Below are 22,431 nucleotides of genomic sequence, written 5' to 3' on the forward strand. Positions count from 1 at the left end.
CCATTTGAAAAACCTATGCGTACTAACATGAAAACTGTGCTGTTTGTAGCCCTTACCTGTGCCTTATTTGCAACCGCCTGCCAGAAAGAAGAATCTGCCAACCCGAGTGAAAACAATGTGCAGAAAATTGAAACCACTACCGGCGCCATTTTAGCCGACAAGGCCGCTCTCAAAAAAATTCCTGTAATAGTAGTAAGCAACGATGCAAATGCGCGGAAAAGAACCACCTCAACAACAACAACGCCTCCTCCTCCTACTGATACAACAACCAGCCCGGTTATTACAGTGCCGCCGCCAACTACAACTATACCATCGAGCTATAGTTTGGTAATGCCGCCTGTAGGATACCAGGGTTCTGAAGGTTCCTGTGTAGCATGGTCTGTTGGTTATGCAGCCAGGTCGTGCATGCAGTATTATGCTACCAATGCCGTTTCGTATAGCAATGCAACAAATATTTTTAGCCCTGAATTTGTTTTTAACCAGATAAAATTCGGCACTAATTGCGGTGGTTCAGCTATGATGGATGCGATGGCCCTTATGGTAAGTAAGGGCGTATGCACCTGGCAAAGCATGCCTTACAGTTATTTAAATGGTTGTTCACTAATGCCTACATCGGCACAAACTACCGAAGCTGCCAATTATAGAGTTTCCTCGTATGCTCAGGTGTCACCTGGCGATCAAACCACTATTAAAACAATGATTGCTTCCAATAAACCCATTCCATTTACCTGCAATATTGATTATACTTTTAAGTATGCAACTGTAGGTACTATCTGGAAGACCTATGCGGGATTTGCCGGTTCGCATGCCATGGTTATTTGCGGATATGACGATGCAAAACATGCTTACAAGGTGATGAATAGCTGGGGCACTACCTGGGGCGATGCAGGTTATATATGGATCGATTACGACCTGCTGCCGGTTATTTCGTATGAAGCTTATGTAATGAATTAACAGCAACTGTTTCCCAACCAATAAAAAATCCCGTCCCGCAAAAGCAGGGCGGGATTACAGTTTATGCAACTGTTCAAAGACGCTGTTTATTCATTTCGGTAAGGTAATATCTTACCCGACATTGCCTTGTTTCCTGTGAATAAACGGTAAACCAATGTTGGATGTGTTCCTGCCGGTACATGGTACTGAATCATTTGCCATGTTCCTGCCTGAATATATCCTTTATTGATCACTGCGAGGCGGGCGCCTACGATATCGTAAATAACCAGTTCAACCCGGCCCGATACGGCTGTTTTGAAACGGAAATTAACTACCGATCCGTAAGGATTGGGGAATACCGAAAGCTGCATGTTACCTGTAGCGATGGTGGTATTGTTGTCACCGGTAACAACAGTAGCCGAACGGCTGGTGATGTCGTTAACAACAGTTGTGCTTTTGCCCCATCCTGCCAGTAATGCACACTCGTCGAATGCATTATTAATAACATCCACTGCATTATTTACATCAGATGCTGATATGCCTGAAACGGTTTGTCCGCCAAGATACCTGTTTGCCAGGTCGAACAATCCTTTAACGGTAGCCGTTCCGGTCGTTTGCAGATATTGTACCACTTTAGATGGCAGTATAAAGGTGTCTACCTTAGCAACCGGCTTGCCACTTCCACAGCTTGTTTGTTTCGAAGTAAACAGCGAATCGCTCATAATGGCCATTCCCGGCAGATCGCTGCTTCCAAACATGTTAAAGAACAAGGTCATAGTTTGTGATAACAGGTTGTTCTTTATTTTACCATACTGGTTTTGTTTGGTTTCGAGCGGAACATTGGGCCATGTGCCCGGTTTGGTGTATGTAGCATATCCTTTCAGGGCAGCCGGTGTACCACCGCCCGGTAACAAATTGAAGATGTAATCGTTGTTGACATCGATCAGGAACAGGGTGAAGAATTTACCGGTCGATTTCAAACCAAAGTAAACCGAATCACCTGCCTGTGCATCAACTGCTGCCGTCATCTTTTGTTTTGCTGTAGATAAACTTCCTTTTGTAGTACAGCCTTTGCCACCCGTATTGCCGTAGAAGCCCTGTGTAAAGGTACAGTTAACTATACAGCAATTAACAGTGATGGTTTGGCGTACAGAGTCCATGTTACCACAGGCGTCTGTTGCAATCCATCTGCGTATATTTTTATACGGACAGCTGGTGCCTTCGACCCAGGTAGCAGAATCTACTTTCAATGAACCGCAATTGTCGCTGAATACCGGAGTACCAAATACAGGTTTAACAGTGCAGGCAACGGTGGCGTCGGCCGGTTTAAACACAATCACAGGTTTTTGATTGTCGTTTACGGTAATTACCTGCGTTAAGGTAGTGCTTACATTACCGCATTTGTCTGTTGCATACCATTTACGGGTTAAGGTGAAATGGTTTACACAGGTGCTGTCGCTTGTAACCTGGCTGTAAGTAATAACCGCATTAGCGTCGCAATTATCAGTAGCCGTAATAGTTGGCTTAGCAGGCACGTCTTTGGCGCATGCATAGCTTCCATCCGGAGCTGAACCGCTGAGTACAGGTGCCGTGTTGTCTTTCACATGTATCACCTGCATTACCGAATCTTTATTACCACACGCATCGCTGAATACCCATTTGCGGGTGATTGTTGAATCACAGGCTTTGCCTGAACCAACAGCTGAGAATGCAGGCTGAATATCACCGCTGCAATTATCGCTGGCAGTTGGTGTTGGTGCAGCCGGTATCTGGCTTACGCATTGTACCGATATTTCCTTATCGAAGCTGGCGGTGATAACCGGTTTGGTGTTATCATTCACCGTAATCACCTGCGTTAAGGTAGTGCTTACATTACCGCATTTGTCGGTTGCATACCATTTACGGGTTAAGGTGAAATGGTTTACACAGGTGCTGTCGCTTGTAACCTGGCTGTAAGTAATAACCGCATTAGCGTCGCAATTATCAGTAGCCGTAATAGTTGGCTTAGCAGGCACGTCTTTGGCGCATGCATAGCTTCCATCCGGAGCTGAACCGCTGAGTACAGGTGCCGTGTTGTCTTTCACATGTATCACCTGCGATACGGTATCCTGGTTTCCGCAGGCATCAGTAAACGTCCATATGCGTCTGATAACAGAATCACAAGCTTTACCTGAGCCAATGACAGACAATACCGGTTGAATATCACCGCTGCAATTGTCGCTGGCAGTTGGCGTTGGTGCGGCCGGTATCTGGCTTACGCATTGTACCGATATTTCCTTATCAAAGTTGGCAGTGATAACCGGTTTGGTGTTATCATTCACCATAATCACCTGTGTTAAGGTAGTGCTTACATTACCGCAATTATCGGTTGCATACCATTTACGGATTAATGTGAAATGGTTTATACAGGTGCTGTCGCTGGTAACCTGGCTGTAGGTAATAACCGGGTTGGCGTCGCAGTTGTCTGTAGCCGTAATAACCGGCGGAGCAGGTACGTCTTTGGCGCATGAGTAGCTGGCATCCGGTGCTGAACCGCTGAGTACAGGCGCTGTGTTGTCTTTCACATGAATCACCTGCGATACGGTATCCTGGTTTCCGCAGGCATCAGTAAACGTCCATATGCGTCTGATAACAGAATCACAGGCTTTACCTGAGCCAATGACAGACAATACCGGTTGAATATCACCGCTGCAATTGTCGCTGGCAGTTGGTGTTGGTGCGGCCGGTATCTGGCTTACGCATTGTACCGATATTTCCTTATCAAAGTTGGCAGTGATAACCGGTTTGGTGTTATCATTCACCATAATCACCTGTGTTAAGGTAGTGCTTACATTACCGCACTTGTCGGTTGCATACCATTTACGGGTTAATGTGAAATGGTTTATACAGGTGCTGTCGCTGGTAACCTGGCTGTAGGTAATAACCGGGTTGGCGTCGCAATTATCCGAAGCTGTAATAACCGGCGGAGCAGGCACATCTTTAGCGCATGTATAATTAGCATCAGGAGCCGAACCGCTCAATACAGGTGCTGTATTGTCTTTCACATGAATTACCTGCATTACCGAATCTTTATTACCGCACGCATCGGTGAATACCCATTTGCGGGTGATGGTGCTGTCGCAGCCTTTGCCTGAACCAACAGCTGAAAATGCAGGCTGAATATCACCGCTGCAATTGTCGCTGGCAGTTGGCGTTGGCGCAGCCGGTATCTGGCTTACGCATTGTACCGATATTTCCTTTTCGAAGTTGGCTGTGATAACCGGTTTGGTGTTATCATTCACCATAATCACCTGTGTTAAGGTAGTACTTACATTACCGCACTTGTCTGTTGCATACCATTTACGGGTTAAGGTGAAATGGTTTATACAGGTGCTGTCGCTGGTAACCTGGCTGTAGGTAATAACCGGGTTGGCGTCGCAATTGTCTGTAGCCGTAATAACCGGCGGAGCAGCCACATCTTTGGCGCATGTGAAGCTGGCATCCGGTGCTGAACCGCTTAATACAGGCGCTGTATCGTCTTTCACATGAATCACCTGCATTACCGAATCTTTATTACCACACGCATCACTGAATACCCATTTGCGGGTGATTGTTGAATCACAACCTTTGCCTGAACCAACAGCCGAGAAAGCAGGTTGAATATCACCGCTGCAATTGTCGCTGGCAGTTGGTGTTGGTGCGGCCGGTATCTGGTTTACGCATTGTACCGATATTTCCTTTTCGAAGTTGGCTGTGATAACCGGTTTGGTGTTATCATTCACCGTAATCACCTGTGTTAAGGTAGTACTTACATTACCGCACTTGTCTGTTGCATACCATTTACGGGTTAAGGTGAAATGGTTTATACAGGTGCTGTCGCTGGTAACCTGGCTGTAAGTAATAACCGGGTTGGCATCGCAATTGTCGGTAGCCGTAATAACCGGTGGAGCAGGCACATCTTTGGCGCATGTGAAGCTGGCATCCGGTGCTGAACCGCTTAATACAGGCGCTGTATTGTCTTTCACATGAATTACCTGCATTACCGAATCTTTATTACCACACGCATCGCTGAATACCCATTTGCGGGTGATTGTTGAATCACAACCTTTGCCTGAACCAACAGCCGAGAAAGCAGGTTGAATATCACCGCTGCAATTGTCGCTGGCAGTTGGCGTTGGTACAGCCGGTATCTGGCTTATGCATTGTACCGATATGTCTTTATCGAAGTTGGCTGTAATTACGGGCGCCACATTATCGTTTACAGTAATGGTTTGCGAAGCCGATTGGGTATTTCCACACGAATCGGTGGCTGTCCATGTGCGAACGATAGTGAATTTGTTTACACAGGTGCTGTCCTGCGTTACCTGGCTAAAGTTCAGTCTAACCAGTCCGCAGTTGTCTGATGCCGTTACATTGGCCGGTGCAGGCACATTCGATGCGCATGCTACGGTTGCATTGGCAGGTACACCTGACAGTGATGGCGCTGTTACATCTTCAATCACAATAACCTTGTGGCAGGTGTCGTGCAACAAACCACTGGGCGAAGTCAGCATTACGAACAAGGTATCAATTCCACATTTTGTACCTGCTTTTACAGTAACAGATGATTGATTATTGGCGCCCTGGATGGTGCTGCCCACTACTGATTTTATGACCCATTGGTATGAGCCGATCAATCCGTTCGGATCGGCTGGTCCGTTGTATAAATTCGATGAACCCGGACATACGGGTGAAGGACCGCTTACATCGCAAGGCATTTGAGAAGCAGCTACCTTTATGATTATGGTATCTTTTCCGGTACAACCGGTTCCGTTATCATATACGGTTACAATAAACTGGAAATTACCGCCGCCCGGTGCGGTAAATACCGGGTTGGCAATGGAAGTACTGCTTAAACCCGTTGCCGGCGACCAGCTATAGGTATATGGACCTGTACCGCCCGAAACCAACGCATTTAATTGCGACGTGTTCGATATCGCCAGATCGATGTGATCGGGGGTGGCGGTTGCATCTACATTTATTTTGGTAATGGTAACCACATCACCCGGTGCTGTATTGGAATTGATGTAGCTGGTGTCTTTTAAACCATGTCCATTGGTAACAATCAACCGCAACGTAAATGTTCCGGGAGTGAATGAACCGGATGATGGTTTTACGGTAATATTTTTTAGTGTAGGGTTAACAATAATAGCATTGGTAGTATTGGTTAAAAAGCTCCATGCGTATGTAATACCAATAGTATCGCCGCTAACGGTTGAAGTATAGCTAAGTGATGCAGTATCGGAGCATGCTTTTGCAGGACCGGCAACATTACTTTCAGGCGGCGCAAACACGGCTGCTGTTTTCAGCGACCTGTCCTGGTTACCGATGCTAATTACTTCTCCGTCTACGATCCATTCTTTTAGCCGCATATGATAGGGCGAACCGCTGATGCCGGTAGCCGACCGTGGCTCTCCGGTAGCGGGGTCGTGGCCCCAGTCGACAACGCTGGCTATATGACCGCCCCAGGATAAAACTACCGTTTCCTTTTTGGCGGTGAACGTAATGTTCATCACTGTTTCGGCCTGGGCTGCACCTAAATCGCCATTCGAAGCATAGGTCATGGCAGTTATATCGGCATTGTAACCGGTAATTACCTTTTCTGCAGCAGGCAATGCATTAAAACTTGTGGTCGGTTGTCCGGCTACCGGCGAAGTTGCACTCGACGGTGGGGGAATGGGGTAAGTGTCGGTAGTGGTAAAATAAGAGGCCGGAAAACCTGCAATATCCAGTATAGGATTTACGGTTTCGGCAGCGTGCCCGAAAATTGCATGTGGTTCCAGTCGCTGAAAATGTGTAAGGTAATCAAGCGCCTGTTTGCCGCCATTTTTAACATCGTACCCTATAACCAGCGTGTAGGTTTTGTTTACGGTGAGTCCTTTTAACACAGCGCGGTAAGGAACAGAATATCCTTCACGAAAGTGTGCTGAATTTTCATTCAGGTTGCCGTTAACCCATGCAACCGGGCTTAATGGCGTTGTGCTTTTGTCGTTAGAACCCTGGTCAAGGTTGGCCGAGATGTTCTGTGCTTTAACAGGTAATGGCCGAAATAAGGCAAGCAGGGCAACCGCTATTGCATACAGGTAGTATGCCCTGACTTTGTACCACCACCTTTCTTTAATGTGTAAATCTGGTGTACTCATAAAATGTTGTTTTGAAAAGTTTCCAAAAGGAATTCCTAATGCTCTTCTTTCTGCAAACTGCAGTTCTTCGCATATGGGTCCTTTTCCTGTTCGATTTATGAGCGGCCTTTTATAAATTATGCAGATGGATTTTAATCATGTATTCATAAAAGGTATTGGGCCGTTCATATACAGGTTAGGCAAAAAGAACCCTGCTGCGAATTACACGCAGAATAAATAGAGTAAAAGAGATGGTTTTTCAGTTACTCCTGATAGTGGGATTCCATTTCATTCTGATATGAGTAATGAAACTGATTGGAAATTCACCAGGATATGGGCGAGCGTTTCAAAATGAATTGACCATGCGGTTGAAATGTTTCAATCGCAAAAAAAGATGTCCTTCACGGAACATGACTAAAGGTGTTCCATGTTGTGAACATCGCTACCAGCAAAACCTTGATGGTATAGGGCGGAAAAAATATAAACAGTTGATCCGGTACACTGCGGATACTGTTCCGGGGGAACCATACTTAATATTGAGAGGTATTCAACAGAGGGGACGGGTTTAGGTGTTTAGTACAACAAGGCACAAGATTATATTAAAATTTTCTTAATAGAAAATTTTTTATAATATGTTTCCCGGAATTTAACATATGTCAATACCGGTTAGGCTGAATTATGCCTAACGGTTATTAACCTAAAGTATAAGGTTTAAAGTTTAAAGTATAAGGTGCTGCCGCGATTTAAATTTGTTGACTATAATTATGCAGCCTGAATTTTGAACACCTTAAACTTTAAACCTTATACTTTTATGTCTCGTTGCCTTCTCTAATTCATCAACGGATTCACCGCTATTTCCTCAACGCTCATATCAGAATAATCACGAATCACATTGTACAGTGTGTCGCGTTCAACCGGTTTTCTTTTCGCCTGTTTGATGAGCGTTACCAGTTGTGCTGTAGACATAGCAGGATTTTGTTCTTCGGACCCGGCCATGGAATAAATTTTAGTGGAGTCGTCGATGGTGCCGTCGATATCGTTTACACCAAACGATAAAGTTAGCTGGGCGTTTTGACGGCCAAGCATGGGCCAGTATGCTTTCAGGTGAGGGAAGTTATCCATGTACAACCGCGCAATGGCGTACATGCGCATATCTTCAATAATGCCCGACTCGGGCACATTGCTCATGTCGTTATCTTTATTGCGGAACTTAAGTGGAATAAATGTATTAAAGCCACCTGTTTTATCCTGTAACTGACGCAGCCGTTCCATATGATCGATACGGTGACGGAATTCTTCAATATGTCCGTATAACATGGTGGCATTGCTGTGCATAGCCAATTGGTGAGCGGTTTCATGAATTTTCAGCCAGCCTTCGGCATCTACTTTATCGGCGCAGATCTTTTCCCGCACTTCGGGATGAAATATTTCGGCGCCGCCGCCGGGTAATGAATCCAGACCGGCTTCGTGCAGGTATTTCATACCATCTTCAACGCTCATTTTGGCTTTGCGAAACATATAATCAAGCTCAACAGGGGTAAAGCCTTTTATATGCAGGTTGGGCCGGTGGGCTTTTATTTTGCGTAACAGGTCGGCAAAAAATTCGAGGGTTAATTTAGGATGAACGCCGCCTACGATATGCACCTCGGTAACCGGTTTGCCATCGTAGCCTTTTACAATGTTCAGCATCTGGTCGTTTGTCAGTTCCCATCCTTCTTCGCGATGGGCATACAGGCGGCTGTATGAACAAAACGAACAGGCAAAAACACAAACATTGGTGGGTTCTATATGAAAATTACGATTGAAATAAGTGGTGTCGCCATGCAGGCGTTCGCGAACAAAATTGGCCAGGGCGCCGAGAAAAGGCAATCCGCCTTTTTCGAACAATAACAATCCGTCTTCGGGGCTGATGCGCTGGCGGTTAACTATTTTTTCAGCTACGGTACGAAGGGCAGGATCTTTTTCTGCTGCTATAACAGCCTGGATATTAGTACTCATTTGATCGAATTTTTCTTCCTTTTCTTATGTGTAACAAAGAAACGGCAGCAAAGTTACAGGAAAATCAAATGGCAATTGGCAATAGACAACTCACAATAAAAACAGGCAATAAGCAAGGGGCGTCAGGGCAATTAGCAATTGGTGTACTATTAGTGTGATGACTGCGTTTAGAGATTGCTTATTGTCTATTGCTTGCTTATTGCTTATTGCGTATTGCTTATTGCGTATTGCCTATTGGTTTAAAATTCTTTATCTTCCCTTCCTAAACCATAATGAACAGCCCAACGCCCGGTTGGGCGCCGCAACAATCTTTTACAACCAAATCTATTTCGTAGTGAATATCAGAATTCGGCTTATTCTAATGAATTTTCTGGAATTTTTTGTTTGGGGTTCATGGCTTATTTCACTGGGAGCATATATGTTTAATGTACTGCATTTTAACGGAGTGCAGGTAGGCAGCATATATGGCACCATGGGAATTGCCTCCATTTTCACACCGGCGCTGTTTGGCATTGTGGCCGACCGGTGGCTGAATGCCGAACGGGTATTTGGCCTTGCTCATATTATCGGCGCCCTTTTGTTATTCTGGGCCTCTAAAGTAACCGATTATCCCACGTTGTACCTGATCATGCTGCTGAATTCGTTTGTGTTTATGCCCACCATCGGGTTGAACAATACCGTGTCGTTTATCGTTCTTGAAAAAAGAGGTTTAAATATTGTAAAGGATTTTCCACCCATCAGGGTATGGGGTACTATCGGTTTTATTGCCGCTATGTGGATGGTAGACCTTTGCGGGTTTAATTTAAGCCCCCTGCAGTTGTACATCAGCGCCGGTTCGGGCCTGTTGCTCGGTGTGTATGCGTTTACCCTGCCCGGCTGCCCGCCCGTTAAATCAACCGAAAAGAAAAGCCTTGCTTCCTCACTGGGGCTTGATGCTTTTGTATTGTTTAAAAGAAAAAAGATGATCATCTTTTTTTTGTTTGCCATGTTGCTGGGCGCGGCCCTGCAAATAACCAATACGTTCGGCTCAACTTTCCTCGCTGATTTTAAAAATGCCTATCCGAATGCTTTTGGTGTAAAGCATTCCAATGTGTTAATTTCCATTTCACAGATTTCTGAAACGCTGTTTATCCTCACCATTCCTTTCTTTTTAAAACGGTTTGGTATAAAGCAGGTAATGCTGATGAGCATTTTCGCATGGGTATTCCGTTTCGGCCTGTTTGCCATTGGCGACCCCGGTGAGGGGCTTTGGCTGCTCATCCTTTCCATGATTATTTACGGAATGGCTTTCGACTTCTTTAATATCTCCGGTTCTTTGTTTGTAGAAAAGGAAGCCGATATGAAAATCAGGGCCAGCGCCCAGGGTTTATTTATGCTGATGACGAATGGCATTGGCGCTTTCCTGGGAAATTATATCAGCGGACGTGTGGTAGATTATTTCACTATCGGCGGGGTTAAAGACTGGCGTTCTATCTGGTTTAGTTTTGCCGGCTATGCGCTGTTGTTAGGTATCGTTTTCCCGCTGGTGTTTAAATATAAACATGATCGTCAGCAGGCGGGTAAGGTGGCGATGCAACATTAAGGGCAATAGGCAGTATGGTACAGGTTACAGGTTTCAGGTTACAAGGCCTGCAATCTGTAACCTGTTACATGTAACCTGCAACCAGTTTACTATTGAGGTCTTCTTGCTCTGAAACTAAGTGTAACGGGGGCCGTATTGCCCGAATTCAGCGTGTCTTTAAGAACAGCCGACAGATTGCCGCTTACATAGTTGCCCGGTGTACCAAATTCGGTAATGTTCAGGTTAATGGTCGATTGCGGAACATACTGGCTGTTATTGAGGTATATTGTTATCCAGCTGAGTGGCACTGATCCGGTACCCGAGGCATTGAACGACAGATAAACCTGGTCTCTGGTGTTACCGCTTTTACGTGCAGCCCATACAGTGTACCTGTTGTTAACAGAACCATATATGCCAAATGAGTCGGCCGGCGGTACAAAACTATAATTCGTGTTATTTAAAGTATAGTTCAGGAATTGCGAAACCGTAGTGCCACAGGCACTTAGTTGTGCCACGTTTACGGCGCCTGTTGTGACCGTAAAACTGCCGGCGGGCCCGTTTTGATTGGTGCTCATATCGTATGCCGTAACATAACCTGTAGTTTGTGTGCTGTTGCAACGGGTGAATGTAGCACTGAAATTTCCGTTTGTTACAACGGCCCGGTTATGAAAGTTGTCGACATTAACATCCACAAAGCCATTGGTAACGGCCACTCCATTACAGTTTACAACTGAACCCGAAATGGTAACCTGTGCATACGATGCATTGGTTACGGTAATTGTACCCAGGTCAGCAGTCGCATTAAAAGGACCAATATCCTGTGTATACAACAAAGTGCCACACATGTTGAATATTTTCAGTTGAAAGGTTTTGCCGGCAGGTATTTTACCACATGCCAAACCCGTAGTATCGGTATTTCCGCAGCCATACGATGAAACCGCATCACCGGTTATTTTCAGTACAACCTGAGCATGAAATAAAGGATTCCCGTTCTGATCTTTGATGATGGCTTTAAAATAAACGAGCGCATAGGGATAATCACAGTTCCAGAAACAAAAATGGCTAACCGTACCCACATAGTTAGTGCCTTGTTTTGTAGCAGTGCCATCTTCTTTCCACAAACCGGTGGTATCGTTAAAACTCCACAAAGGAATAGTGGCTGGCGCTGAGGCCTGTAAGGCAGCCGGAACGGGGAAGGTGAGGGTAGCGGTTTTGCCGGATGCCAGTTGTAATTTTTCGCCACCGGCGCCGGTTAATTCAACCGCCATCATACCGAATGATTGTAAACCGGTTTCCTGGTTCGATGCATTGATGCCGCGCAGGGTACCGGGCATAATTTCGTTGAAGTTGGATGCCGCCGGATCGATAAAAAAGGCGCTCACCGAAACCGTACCGGTATAGGCGCTGTTGGTACCGATGTTCACAAAACTGTTGCCGCCAAAGCTAATGCTTCCACCCGAAGGAACGGTAATATGGCCTCCGCTGCTGCCACTAACTGTGCCGGACACTGTTTTTTTAATAAGCTGAAGCGATATATAATTAACCACTCCTGCATTTACGATAATTGTGCGGCTGCCCTGAAAGAAACCGTCTTTTTCTACTTTAATAAAACCTGCATTTTTATCGAGGCTTACATTGGTAATTCTGAAATTGCCGTTGATGTCGGTTGTGGTAGCAGCACTTCCTGCTTTTACAGCGGCGCCGCTTACAGGCTGGCCGCTTTCGTCCAATACGCGCCCGATAACGGTAGCGGTAACATATTCGATGGGTTTGTTATTGGGGTTGTGGGGTAAATCGTTATTTGACTTTTGGCAACTGAAAGTAATGAAGATGGCTGTAATAATAGTCATCAGTGCCAAAGAAAGAATTGATTTCATGGCAGTGTGTTTTGGTGTAGCTAAAATTAAGTACGGCAATAACACGGAATCAGTTGGGTGTTTGAGGTCGAAAGCAGGAAGTACTAAGAACACAACAGAGACCTGACCGAATGAGGTTTTTTCAGCGCGTTAAAACAAAAAGCGATCCCGATGGAATCGCTTTTTGCAGTTGGTTATGACTTTATAAATATCAGGGTAACCTTTTATTGATATCTTTTTGCTCTGAAACTAAGTGTTACAGGTGCAGTAGTGTTTGAATTCAGCGTGTCTTTTAGAACGGCCGAGAAATTACCGCTTACGTAATTACCTGGTGTACCAAATTCGGTAATGTTCAGGTTAACTGCCGATTGCTCAACATACTCGCTGTTATTGACGGCTATTACCACATAGTTAAGAGGCACTGTTCCGGTGCCTGATGCTTTGAACGACAGGTATATCTGGTCCCTGGTGTTACCCGATTTTCGCGAAGCCCATACAGTATATCCGTTGCTAACCGAACCATACATAGTCAGTGAGTCGGCCGGCGGTACAAAACCATAATTTGTGCTGTTTATCGTATAGTTCAGGAACTCAGCCACGGTAGTTCCGCAAGCGCTTAATGTACCCGCATTTACTGCTCCCGATGTTACTGTAATGGCAGATGCAGTACCGCTTTGACTGGTGCTCAGATCGTATGCCGTAACATAACCTGTAGTTTGTGTGTTGTTGCAACGGCTGAATGTAAGATTGAAGCTTCCGTTTGTTACAACTGCGCGGGTATGAACGCTGTCGATATTAACATCCACAAAGCCATTGGTAACGGCCACTCCATTGCAATTGACAACAGAACCCGAAACAGTAACCTGTGTATACGATGTAGTGGTTAATGTAATGGTACCGAGGTCGGCTGTTGAATTAAAAGGCCCAACATTCTGCGTATACAATACCGTACCGCACTTATTGAAAATTTTCAACTCAAATGTTTTGCCGGTTGGTATTTTACCGCTTACGAAACCCGTTGTATCGGTATAACCGTAGCCGTATGATGAAACCGCATCACTGGTGGTTTTCATTACGACCTGAGCGGGAAATAAAGGATTTCCGTTTTGATCTTTGATGATGGCTTTAAAATCAACCATGCCATAAGGGTAATCGCAGTTCCAGAACGAAAAATGGCTAACTGTGCCAACATAATTGGTGCCTTGTTTTGTGGCAGTGCCTTCTTCTTTCCATAAACCGGTGGTATCGTTAAAACTCCATAGAGGAATAGTAGCAGGCGCTGAGGCCTGTAAAGCTGCCGGAATAGGGAAGGTGAGGGTAGCTGTTTTGCCGGATGCCAGTTGCAGCTTTTCGCCGCCCGCGCCGGTTAATTCAACCGCCATCATTCCGAATGATTGTAAACCCGTTTCCTGGTTCGATGCATTGATACCTCGCAGGGTACCGGGCATAATATCGTTGAAGTTGGAGGCTGCCGGATTGATAAAAAAGGCGCTCACCGAAACCGTACCAGTGTAGGCGCTGGTAGTGCCGGTATTTACGAAACTGTTGCCGCCGAAGTTGATGCTTCCGCCCGAAGATACGGTGACATTGCCTCCATTGGCGGCACTAACTGTGCCGGACACTGTTTTTTTAATAAGCTGAAGCGATATATAATTAACCGCTCCTGCATTTACGATAATTGTGCGGCTGCCCTGAAAGAAGCCGTCTTTTTCTACTTTAATAAAACCTGCGTTTTTATCGAGGCTCACATTGGTAATTCTGAAACTGCCGTTAATGTCGGTTGTGGTTGCGGTGCTTCCTGCTTTTACCGCAGCAGCGCTTACAGGCTGGCCGCTTTCGTCCAATATTCTGCCGGTAATGGTAGCGGTAACATATTCAATGGGTTTGTTAGGGTTATCAGGGCCATCGGTATTTGATTTCTGGCAACTGACAGTAATAATGATGGTCGTAATGATGGCCATCAACGCGAAAGAAAGGATTGATTTCATGGCGGTGTTTTTGGTATAACGGAAACTAAGGTACGTAAAGAAAGGGCAATAGGCAATAGGCAATGGGCAATGGGAAGACAGAACAAAGAAAAAGAAGCAGGAAGTAAAAAGCGGCTCCTTTGGGGAACCGCTTTTTAAAATAGTTAATTATGTTAGTTAAATCACATATATTTTTTGATCTTTTTTATCAGATAGCTTTTTGGATATACTCCCACTGTTTTATCTACCACTTTGCCGTTTTTTATGAACAGAATAGTAGGGATAGATGTAATGCCGTATGACGTGGTAACCTTCGGATTATCATCGACATTCACTTTCCCTATGTTCACTTTGTCTTTGTAATCTTTTGATAAGTCTTCAATTACAGGGCCCATTGCCCGGCAGGGGCCGCACCAGGTTGCCCAAAAGTCAACAACAGATAGTTTATCGGAGGAAAGTACTTTGCTCTGAAAGTTGTTGTCGGTGAATTCTACAGGATGCTCTTTGCCATCTTCAATGGCAGCTATATGATTACCCGTTACCATATTGGCCGGGGTATTATTACCGGATAAATGACCGGCACCAATAAACAGGGCTATTACCGGAATTAGAAATGAAAAGAAACGGATTGATTTCATGTGGTTGATTATAAGGATTCGGATTGTAAGATATAGAAAGTTGAGAATATATAGGAATTTGGAAGTAAGAAGTATGAAGTAGAAGTATGCACAAACAAAAGCGGTCTGCCAGCTGGCAGACCGCTATATATAACTTATATCAGCGAACTGATTATATATGCTGCTCGATCTTTTTCACAAAATTGCTTTTTGGTTGCGCACCAACCAGCTTATCTACCACTTTGCCGTCTTTTATGAAAAGAATAGCGGGGATAGAAGTAACGCCGTAGTTAATTGATAACTGCGGATTGTGGTCTACGTTTACTTTACCTACATTTATTTTACCATCATATTCTTTAGATAAATCCTCAATTACCGGACCGATAGCACGGCAGGGTCCACACCATTCAGCCCAAAAATCAACTACAGTTAATTTATCTGAAGAGAGAACTTTTTCCTGAAAGTTTGTGTCTGTAAATTCTAAAGCCATAAATATAAAATTTAGTATTATTTAGTATTGAAATCGAATTGCTAATGTAAAGTTGAACAATTATTTTTTAAAGTTTTGTCATTAATTCGACGAATTTTGTGCCATTCTGAAAACCTGCCAGTTTACCAGTTTCTGGTTGCCAGTTGCCGGTTACCAGTTGCCGGTTTCCGGTAAATGACAATTCACAGGTTTTCAGGTAACAGGAAACAGGTAACCGGTAACTTTCAATCCTTTATGTCGTTACCACCTGCACGTCAATTTCGGGATGGCTTTGTAAAAAAGCGGCCATTTCGTCATTCATTTCAACGCCGGTTTCAAGGGTTTGCAAACTGATCTTACATTGGCTTTTAGGTTCTTTTATATTAAACTTCAAACCCGAACGCCCCGGGAACGACTTCAGGTTCTTTTCAAAGAACCGAACCATCTCCTCATTAAGGTATCTCGCCTCAACATCTATAATAACCTGTTTTGTTAGAATTTGTTTGATGCTTTCCAACAGAATGATCTTTTCTACCTTAAACTCATATTCCTGCTTGTTGAACCGGGTTTTAAAGGCGCCGGTAATAAACAGGTTCTTGCCTTTTTCGAGATAATTGGTAAAGCGCATATAGTCGTCGCTCCACAGCATAAACTCACTTTTGCCCGAATAATCTTCGATGGTTAAAGCACCGAACTGCCTGCCGGTACGCGTTACCCGGTGCTGGGCGTCAATTACCAATCCTGCCAGCCTGAAGGGGCGACCGGGATTGGGTTGAATGGCTAAGGTTTCTTTTATTTCGTTGAATTCGGCCATGGTGGTAATGCCGTAATGCTTTATTTCGAACCTGAAATGGTCGAGCGGATGGCCGCTCATGAACATTCCGGTTACTTCTTTTTCGTAATTCAGCAACTCGGTTAATGCCCATGGTTCGCAGGGCGGAATTTTAGGCGGCGCAATATCCATTACCGCAGGCAGGTCGCCAAACAGCGTATTGCTGCTTTGGGTATTCTGTGCCTGGTAAATGTTGCCGAACCGTACGATCTTTTCGAGACCGGTGCTGGTATCGTTGGGCGGTGTAAAAAAGTACTGGGCGCGGTGCATATCGGGAAAACAATCAAATCCGCCGGCATAAGCCAAACTTTCAAGCGTTTTCTTATTTACCGTGCGTTGGTTAACACGTTTGATCATGTCGAAGATCGATACAAACGGCCCGTTCTTTTCGCGTTCTTCAATAAGGCTTTCCACGGCAGCTTCGCCTACGCCTTTCATGCCCGCCATTCCAAACCGGATATCTCCGTTTTTATTTACCGAAAACCCTTTTTTCGATTCGTTAACATCGGGGCCAAGACATTTAATGCCCATGGCCTTACACTCTTCCATAAAGAAGGTGATCTTTTCAATGCTGCCGGCGTTGTTCAGTACGGCCGCCATGTATTCAGAAGGGTAGTGGGCCTTCAGGTAAGCCGTTTGATACGCCACATAAGCATAACAGGTAGAGTGCGATTTGTTGAACGCGTACTGGGCGAATGCTTCCCAGTCGGTCCATATTTTTTCCAGTTTATCGGCCGGATGTCCTTTCCCGGATGCACCCTTAACAAACTGGGCTTTCATTTTATCAAGTACCGACTTTTGCTTTTTACCCATCGCCTTACGCAGTACGTCGGCATCCCCTTTACTAAAGCCGGCCAGCTTTTGAGCCAGCAACATCACCTGCTCCTGATACACGGTAATACCATAGGTATCTTTCAGGTATTCCTCCATTTCGGGCAAATCGTAGGAAATGGTTTCGCGGCCATGTTTACGATCGATGAAGTTGGGAATGTAAGCGAGCGGGCCGGGACGGTACAAGGCGTTCATGGCGATGAGGTCCGAAAACTGGTCGGCCTTCAGGTCGCGCAGGTATTTTTGCATACCCGGACTTTCGAACTGGAACGTACCGATGGTATCGGCCTTTTGGTACAGCTCGAATGTTTTGGGATCATCGAGCGGTATGGTATCGATATCTATTTCTACGCCATGATTTTCCTTTATCAGCCGCAGGGCGTTTTTAATGATGGTAAGGGTTTTCAAACCCAAAAAGTCCATCTTGATTACCCCGGCGTCTTCAATGAGGCTTCCCTCAAACTGGGTAACCCATAAGCTGGAGTCTTTGGCGGTACAAACCGGAATGAGGTCGGTGAGGTCCCGGGGGGCGATGATAATACCAGCGGCATGTATACCGGTATTACGAACAGACCCTTCGAGCCTTTCTGCTTCGTGCAATACAGTGGCGGTAAGACCGGCCCCGTTGTATATTTCACGCAGCTTTTTAATGACTTCTAATTCATCTGGCCCAATACCGTCTTTTTCTTCGAGCGATTTTTCGCCTTCTTTGGCCGTTAACGGAGCTTTCAACACCCGCCTGAGTTCAATACCGGGTTTTTCAGGCACCATTTTAGCCAGGGCATTCGATTCTACCAGGGGTAGGTCAAGCACACGGGCTACGTCTTTAATACTGCTTTTGGCAGCCATGGTACCGTAGGTAATGATCTGAGCCACCTGGTTATTGCCATATTTTTCCACCACATAATCGATCACTTTCTGACGACCTTCATCGTCGAAGTCGGTATCGATATCCGGCATCGACTTACGGTCGGGGTTCAGAAAGCGCTCGAACAGCAGGTTGTATTTAATGGGGTCGATGTTGGTAATGCCGATACAATAAGCCACCGCACTGCCCGCTGCCGAACCACGACCAGGGCCAATGAACACACCCCGTTCCCGGCCGACTTTAATAAAGTCGCTTACGATGAGGAAGTAACCCGCAAACCCCATGGTTTTAATGGTAAACAGCTCAAAATCGAGCCGCTCCTGAATATCGGGTGTTATATCAACATAGCGTTCTTTGGCGCCGAGCATGGTAAGGTGCTTCAGAAATTCCCACTGGTTCAGGTTGTTGTCTTCATGCACCTGAAATTCTTTGGGCAGCGGAAAGGCCGGCAGCAGAATGTCTTTTTTCAGGTTCAGTACTTCAACCCGGTCAACGATCATGTTGGTATTGTCGATCGACTCGGGAATGTCGCTGAACAGGGCCGACATTTCTTCGGGTGTTTTAAAATAAAACTGGTCGTTGGGAAATTTGAAACGGCGGTCTTTAATGTTGGTGTCGTCGTTTACAAAATCATCATAACCCGGTGTGCTTTTCTTTTCGCCGGTGTTGATGCACAGCAAAATGTCGTGCGCGTTATAATCGTCCTGATCGGTATAATGGCTGTCGTTGGTAGCAATTACCGGAACGTTATATTTTTTTGAAAACTTCAGTAAAGTTTGGTTGATGATTTCCTGCTCTTTGATATTGTGGCGCTGGATCTCAATAAAATAATCCTCGCCAAACATATCGAGCCACCATTTAAATTCCTGTTCGGCTTTCTCTTCGCTTTCGTGCAGGATGGTTTGCGGCACATAGGCGCCGATGCAACAGGTGGTGGCGATCAGGCCTTCGTGGTATTTTTCGATCAGGCTTTTATCGATACGCGGGTATTTGCTGTACATACCCTCGATATAACCGAGGGAGGTAAGCTTGACCAGGTTCTGGTAACCGGTTTTATTTTTTGCCAGCAGCACCTGATGGTACCGCTCGTCTTTTAGTTCTTTTGAAAACACTTTGCGATGACGGTCTGCAACCACATAAAACTCACAGCCAACAATAGGCTTAACTTTCAGGGTGCCATCGTCGTTTTTGTGTTTATAGGCTTCTGAAACAAATTCAAAGGCGCCGAACATATTGCCGTGATCGGTAATGGCAATAGCCGGCATGTTGTTTTTGATGGCTTTTTTATAAAGATTCTGTATCGACGCGGCGCCATCGAGTAGTGAAAATTGTGTATGTACGTGTAAGTGAGAAAATTTACACATGTGTTATTTAGTTCTATGTTCTTAGTTCTAAGTTCTTTGTTTTGTATTTTGGGTTTGAGTTACTGGTTACCGGGTTCCTGGTACCAGGTAACCGGCAACTGGTATCAGGTAAATGGTAGTTGGTTCTTAAACTACTCATTTCCAATACAAAACCCTATTGCATTAAAACACGAAATTGTGGTATAAAGTTCTTTAATCAATAGTGAACGGGATAAAATTCTATCCACACCACCTGCATAAATATATTATGAAATTATGATGGTTTTTTGGTCCCGCACTGGCGGAACAAGGCGGGAGCCAGTGGACCCTGGCTTGCGGCGGAATTTAATTGCCACATCTGGCAATGTATTTGCTATTTTTGTGGGCTCTTTCCGGTGGAACAGACCGGTTTTTGGGGCTTGTTTACTTTGTTAAACCGGCCCGAAAGGCAGGTTAGGGGAGAAGAAAACTCTGAAAACTAAATTACCAGTCCTGTGAAGCATCTGGTTTTATTTATATCCGTCCTGTTGGCTCTTTCTTCAGCGGTAGCCCGGCACCCGATCCCCCACGATAAGGTGGCGGCCGATACCTCTGTGTTACCCGTTGGGGACCCTGAATTTATTGATAACATTACCATTGGTGAGGATGATGACGGAGGCCAGGACGGGGGCAGTAAAAAAAAGAGCAGCAAAACAGGTAAATCTTCAGCCAAAAGCTCCACAACTACTACAAAAAGCGCCGGTTCGGGCAGCACCACATCAACAAAAAGAGTTGTAAGTCCTTCGAAAAAACTGGCCGCACTTACTCCTGAAGAAGAAAATATTATACACGACCTGCCCCGCAAACATCGTAAAGCCATTGGAATTGAATTAAGTCCGCCGCTGTTTTTTAAGTATGCTATTTTGCTGGATGTGCCTGTAGAGATGATAAATGATAATAAGCTGATCGAAACCATCGACAGCTGGTATGGTGTGCGGTACAAATATGGTGGTGAAACCCGAAAGGGGGTAGATTGCAGCGCCTTTACACAGGCTTTTATGATGGCGTATTACGATAAGGAGCTTCCACGAACTTCAGAAGAACAATATCTCGACTGTAAACATATTAAGAAAAAGAAACTGCACCAGGGCGACCTGGTATTTTTCAAAACCCGCGGACCCAAAGGGGGTATCTCGCATGTGGGTGTTTACCTGTGCAATAACAAGTTTGTTCATGCTTCTACCAGCAGCGGGGTAATGATCAGCGACCTCGACGAAGACTATTTTGCCAGGCGGTATGCAGGGGGAGGAAGGATAAAGTAGTTTCGGGTTTGTGGTTTGTAGTTTATGGTTGTTCCGCGCTTTGAGAAGACTGATATTTTTCGTTCACTCAAATTCCCAAACGGGTTGTTAAAACTCATTCAACAGCTTTGAATTTCAACGAAACTGCCTACAGCCCATTGCCTACAGCCTTTTTTCTATAGGGTGCCGGTAATTAATTCAACAGGTACAAATGTCAACGACACTGCCCATTGCCTACTGCCATTTCTTAGGGTGCCGGTAATTAATTCAACAGGTACAAATGTCAACGACACTGCCTACTGCCTGGGCTTTTACGCTGCCATCGACAAAGTAATCACAGTTCCTTCGTTGCGCTGGTTATAGATATTGATATTTCCACCTAAAGTACGGGCGGCTTCTACTACCTGCGAAAAACCATGGGCTACGCTGCTGTAAAAATAAGAACCGTTGTTGCGAACGCGAATGTGTACGCCATCGGCTTTTTTAACGGCTTCGATGCGAATGCAAACGCTTGCTGAGCTGGAAATAGCGTTGTTTAACAGGTTGCCAACTACAAAGGCTAATACCTGCTCATCGGCATTCAGCTGAAAGGTTTCATCTACATCGTTGATAATGAAGCTGTGTTTGTTAACAGCCAAAGGAATGAAGCTGTTCATCAACTGGTCTACCAGTTTGTGAAGCGAAACTGAATTAGTGGTGCTGCTGGTTTGTGCAATGGCCGGTGTGGCAGGGGTTTCAAATGACAAGCTTTTCATAACAGGACTTTTAAAAATTGTGATCAAAATTGATTAACGGTTCCAACAGGGTACGAATCACAAATTGCTGACAGGCTACGGATTGATATTTTAAGCTACGGATCGTTAGGTCTTTTCATCAGGGCTTTTTCCAGGAACTCCCGCATCGTTAAATGCTGAAACAAAATAACGACAGAAAAGAGGCGAACGCATCAAAGAAGGTAATGTTATAATGAAAAATAGACTAAAGTATACAGGGACGCTAAAGGTTTCTATTTAAAATCTACGTGTTTTTAATAAGCGTTGATTACACCATTATCAGTCATTAAAGGGTAAAATGACACTTATGCGTGTTGCTATGACGTTTAATGCGTGTTGGGTTGACGTTTAATGAAGTTTTGTAATGTGCTTTTTGCAGGAAAATTATTGGTAAAGGTGTTGCTTTAACATTTAATTAAGCAACGAAAACGATTTCGTAATTTTTGATACTGTAAAGGACAATATGCCGGTAGAAAAAAATAGGGTTTTCATTTCGACGCGTAGGGGAAACGCAGTTGATTTATGATTTTTCTAACAACATTGTGTTCCTGACAGAATAAAGGCCAGTACAGGTTTTTAACCAGTAGCCAATCCTATCAAAATCGCAATGCATAACAGCGAATGAATAACAGTAGAAGGCCAGTTTTTCTTATCCCGATTCATGGTGATATAAACACTTCGAACCACCAGAATAAACGGAACAAACAGAAAAGGCAACAAAATAATAAAACCTAACCCCGGCGTACAGGGGCCGGAAGGAGCTGCTTCTTCGGCATAATAAATAATTCCGAAACAGATAGCATAAAATAAAATTGTGAGCAGGGCTTTTTTCATGCGGGGTAATTGCTGTTGCAGGATCTAAAGTAATACAGCAACCGTGAAGAAAATGCTAATATTAAACCCCGATCAGTGTTTTAAAAAACATGATTATATACACCGGCTTTCACGCGGAGCTATTCAACT

General features: G+C 44.8%; 12 protein-coding genes. 3 read left to right on the forward strand and 9 right to left on the reverse strand.

The window, feature by feature from the left end; translation table 11 throughout:
* Positions 1 to 27: 27 nt before the first annotated feature.
* Positions 28 to 954: a C1 family peptidase gene (locus tag AC59IL_RS08695; protein ID WP_496551716.1), complete on the forward strand. Its 927-nt coding sequence runs from the start codon at positions 28 to 30 to the stop codon at positions 952 to 954.
* Positions 955 to 1,040: 86 nt separating this feature from the next.
* On the opposite strand, the gene AC59IL_RS08700 is transcribed toward AC59IL_RS08695, so the two are convergent.
* Both AC59IL_RS08700 and mqnE read right to left on the reverse strand, forming a co-directional pair.
* Positions 1,041 to 7,094, reverse strand: a complete 6,054-nt coding sequence (locus AC59IL_RS08700; RefSeq protein WP_496551717.1) for an HYR-like domain-containing protein — start codon at positions 7,092 to 7,094, stop codon at positions 1,041 to 1,043.
* An 807-nt stretch (positions 7,095 to 7,901) separates the two neighbouring features.
* Positions 7,902 to 9,071: an aminofutalosine synthase MqnE gene (gene mqnE / locus AC59IL_RS08705; protein WP_496551718.1), complete on the reverse strand. Its 1,170-nt coding sequence runs from the start codon at positions 9,069 to 9,071 to the stop codon at positions 7,902 to 7,904.
* Between the two features lie 334 nt (positions 9,072 to 9,405).
* Between mqnE and AC59IL_RS08710 the strand changes: the two genes are divergently transcribed.
* Positions 9,406 to 10,653 carry a nucleoside permease gene (locus AC59IL_RS08710; RefSeq protein ID WP_496551719.1) on the forward strand — a complete coding sequence of 416 codons (1,248 nt, stop codon included), beginning with the start codon at positions 9,406 to 9,408 and terminating at the stop codon, positions 10,651 to 10,653.
* Between the two features lie 89 nt (positions 10,654 to 10,742).
* Here AC59IL_RS08710 and AC59IL_RS08715 read toward each other — a convergent pair whose 3' ends face one another.
* The 5 genes from AC59IL_RS08715 to dnaE form a co-directional block, all read right to left on the reverse strand.
* Positions 10,743 to 12,509 carry a carboxypeptidase-like regulatory domain-containing protein gene (locus AC59IL_RS08715; protein WP_496551720.1) on the reverse strand — a complete coding sequence of 589 codons (1,767 nt, stop codon included), beginning with the start codon at positions 12,507 to 12,509 and terminating at the stop codon, positions 10,743 to 10,745.
* A 203-nt stretch (positions 12,510 to 12,712) separates the two neighbouring features.
* Positions 12,713 to 14,476, reverse strand: coding sequence for a carboxypeptidase-like regulatory domain-containing protein (locus AC59IL_RS08720; protein ID WP_496551721.1), 1,764 nt, complete (start codon positions 14,474 to 14,476; stop codon positions 12,713 to 12,715).
* Positions 14,477 to 14,637: 161 nt separating this feature from the next.
* On the reverse strand, positions 14,638 to 15,093 hold the full coding sequence (gene trxA, locus AC59IL_RS08725) for a thioredoxin (RefSeq protein WP_496551722.1): 456 nt from the start codon (positions 15,091 to 15,093) through the stop codon (positions 14,638 to 14,640).
* A gap of 151 nt (positions 15,094 to 15,244) precedes the next feature.
* Positions 15,245 to 15,562: a thioredoxin gene (gene trxA / locus AC59IL_RS08730; RefSeq protein WP_496551723.1), complete on the reverse strand. Its 318-nt coding sequence runs from the start codon at positions 15,560 to 15,562 to the stop codon at positions 15,245 to 15,247.
* A gap of 232 nt (positions 15,563 to 15,794) precedes the next feature.
* Positions 15,795 to 19,436: a DNA polymerase III subunit alpha gene (gene dnaE / locus AC59IL_RS08735; RefSeq protein ID WP_496551724.1), complete on the reverse strand. Its 3,642-nt coding sequence runs from the start codon at positions 19,434 to 19,436 to the stop codon at positions 15,795 to 15,797.
* Positions 19,437 to 19,909: 473 nt separating this feature from the next.
* On the opposite strand from dnaE, the gene AC59IL_RS08740 reads away from it, so the two are divergent.
* Complete coding sequence (locus tag AC59IL_RS08740) at positions 19,910 to 20,716, forward strand: C40 family peptidase (RefSeq protein WP_496551725.1); 807 nt, start codon at positions 19,910 to 19,912, stop codon at positions 20,714 to 20,716.
* Between the two features lie 290 nt (positions 20,717 to 21,006).
* Here AC59IL_RS08740 and AC59IL_RS08745 read toward each other — a convergent pair whose 3' ends face one another.
* Together AC59IL_RS08745 and AC59IL_RS08750 are read right to left on the reverse strand one after the other, a co-directional pair.
* Positions 21,007 to 21,450, reverse strand: coding sequence for a sensor histidine kinase (locus tag AC59IL_RS08745; RefSeq protein WP_496551726.1), 444 nt, complete (start codon positions 21,448 to 21,450; stop codon positions 21,007 to 21,009).
* A 594-nt stretch (positions 21,451 to 22,044) separates the two neighbouring features.
* Positions 22,045 to 22,302: a hypothetical protein gene (locus tag AC59IL_RS08750; protein WP_496551727.1), complete on the reverse strand. Its 258-nt coding sequence runs from the start codon at positions 22,300 to 22,302 to the stop codon at positions 22,045 to 22,047.
* Between the last annotated feature and the right edge of the window lie 129 nt (positions 22,303 to 22,431).

This window comes from Niastella sp. sgz303648 (assembly GCF_059587045.1).

Excerpts from the sequence above, each read along its gene's own strand:
- AC59IL_RS08695 (WP_496551716.1), top strand. The coding sequence starts at position 28 with ATGAAAACTGTGCTGTTTGTAGCCCTTACCTGTGCCTTATTTGCAACC.
- AC59IL_RS08700 (WP_496551717.1), bottom strand. The coding sequence starts at position 7,094 with ATGAGTACACCAGATTTACACATTAAAGAAAGGTGGTGGTACAAAGTC.
- mqnE (WP_496551718.1), bottom strand. The coding sequence starts at position 9,071 with ATGAGTACTAATATCCAGGCTGTTATAGCAGCAGAAAAAGATCCTGCC.
- AC59IL_RS08715 (WP_496551720.1), bottom strand. The coding sequence starts at position 12,509 with ATGAAATCAATTCTTTCTTTGGCACTGATGACTATTATTACAGCCATC.
- AC59IL_RS08720 (WP_496551721.1), bottom strand. The coding sequence starts at position 14,476 with ATGAAATCAATCCTTTCTTTCGCGTTGATGGCCATCATTACGACCATC.
- trxA (WP_496551722.1), bottom strand. The coding sequence starts at position 15,093 with ATGAAATCAATCCGTTTCTTTTCATTTCTAATTCCGGTAATAGCCCTG.
- trxA (WP_496551723.1), bottom strand. The coding sequence starts at position 15,562 with ATGGCTTTAGAATTTACAGACACAAACTTTCAGGAAAAAGTTCTCTCT.
- dnaE (WP_496551724.1), bottom strand. The coding sequence starts at position 19,436 with ATGTGTAAATTTTCTCACTTACACGTACATACACAATTTTCACTACTC.
- AC59IL_RS08745 (WP_496551726.1), bottom strand. The coding sequence starts at position 21,450 with ATGAAAAGCTTGTCATTTGAAACCCCTGCCACACCGGCCATTGCACAA.
- AC59IL_RS08750 (WP_496551727.1), bottom strand. The coding sequence starts at position 22,302 with ATGAAAAAAGCCCTGCTCACAATTTTATTTTATGCTATCTGTTTCGGA.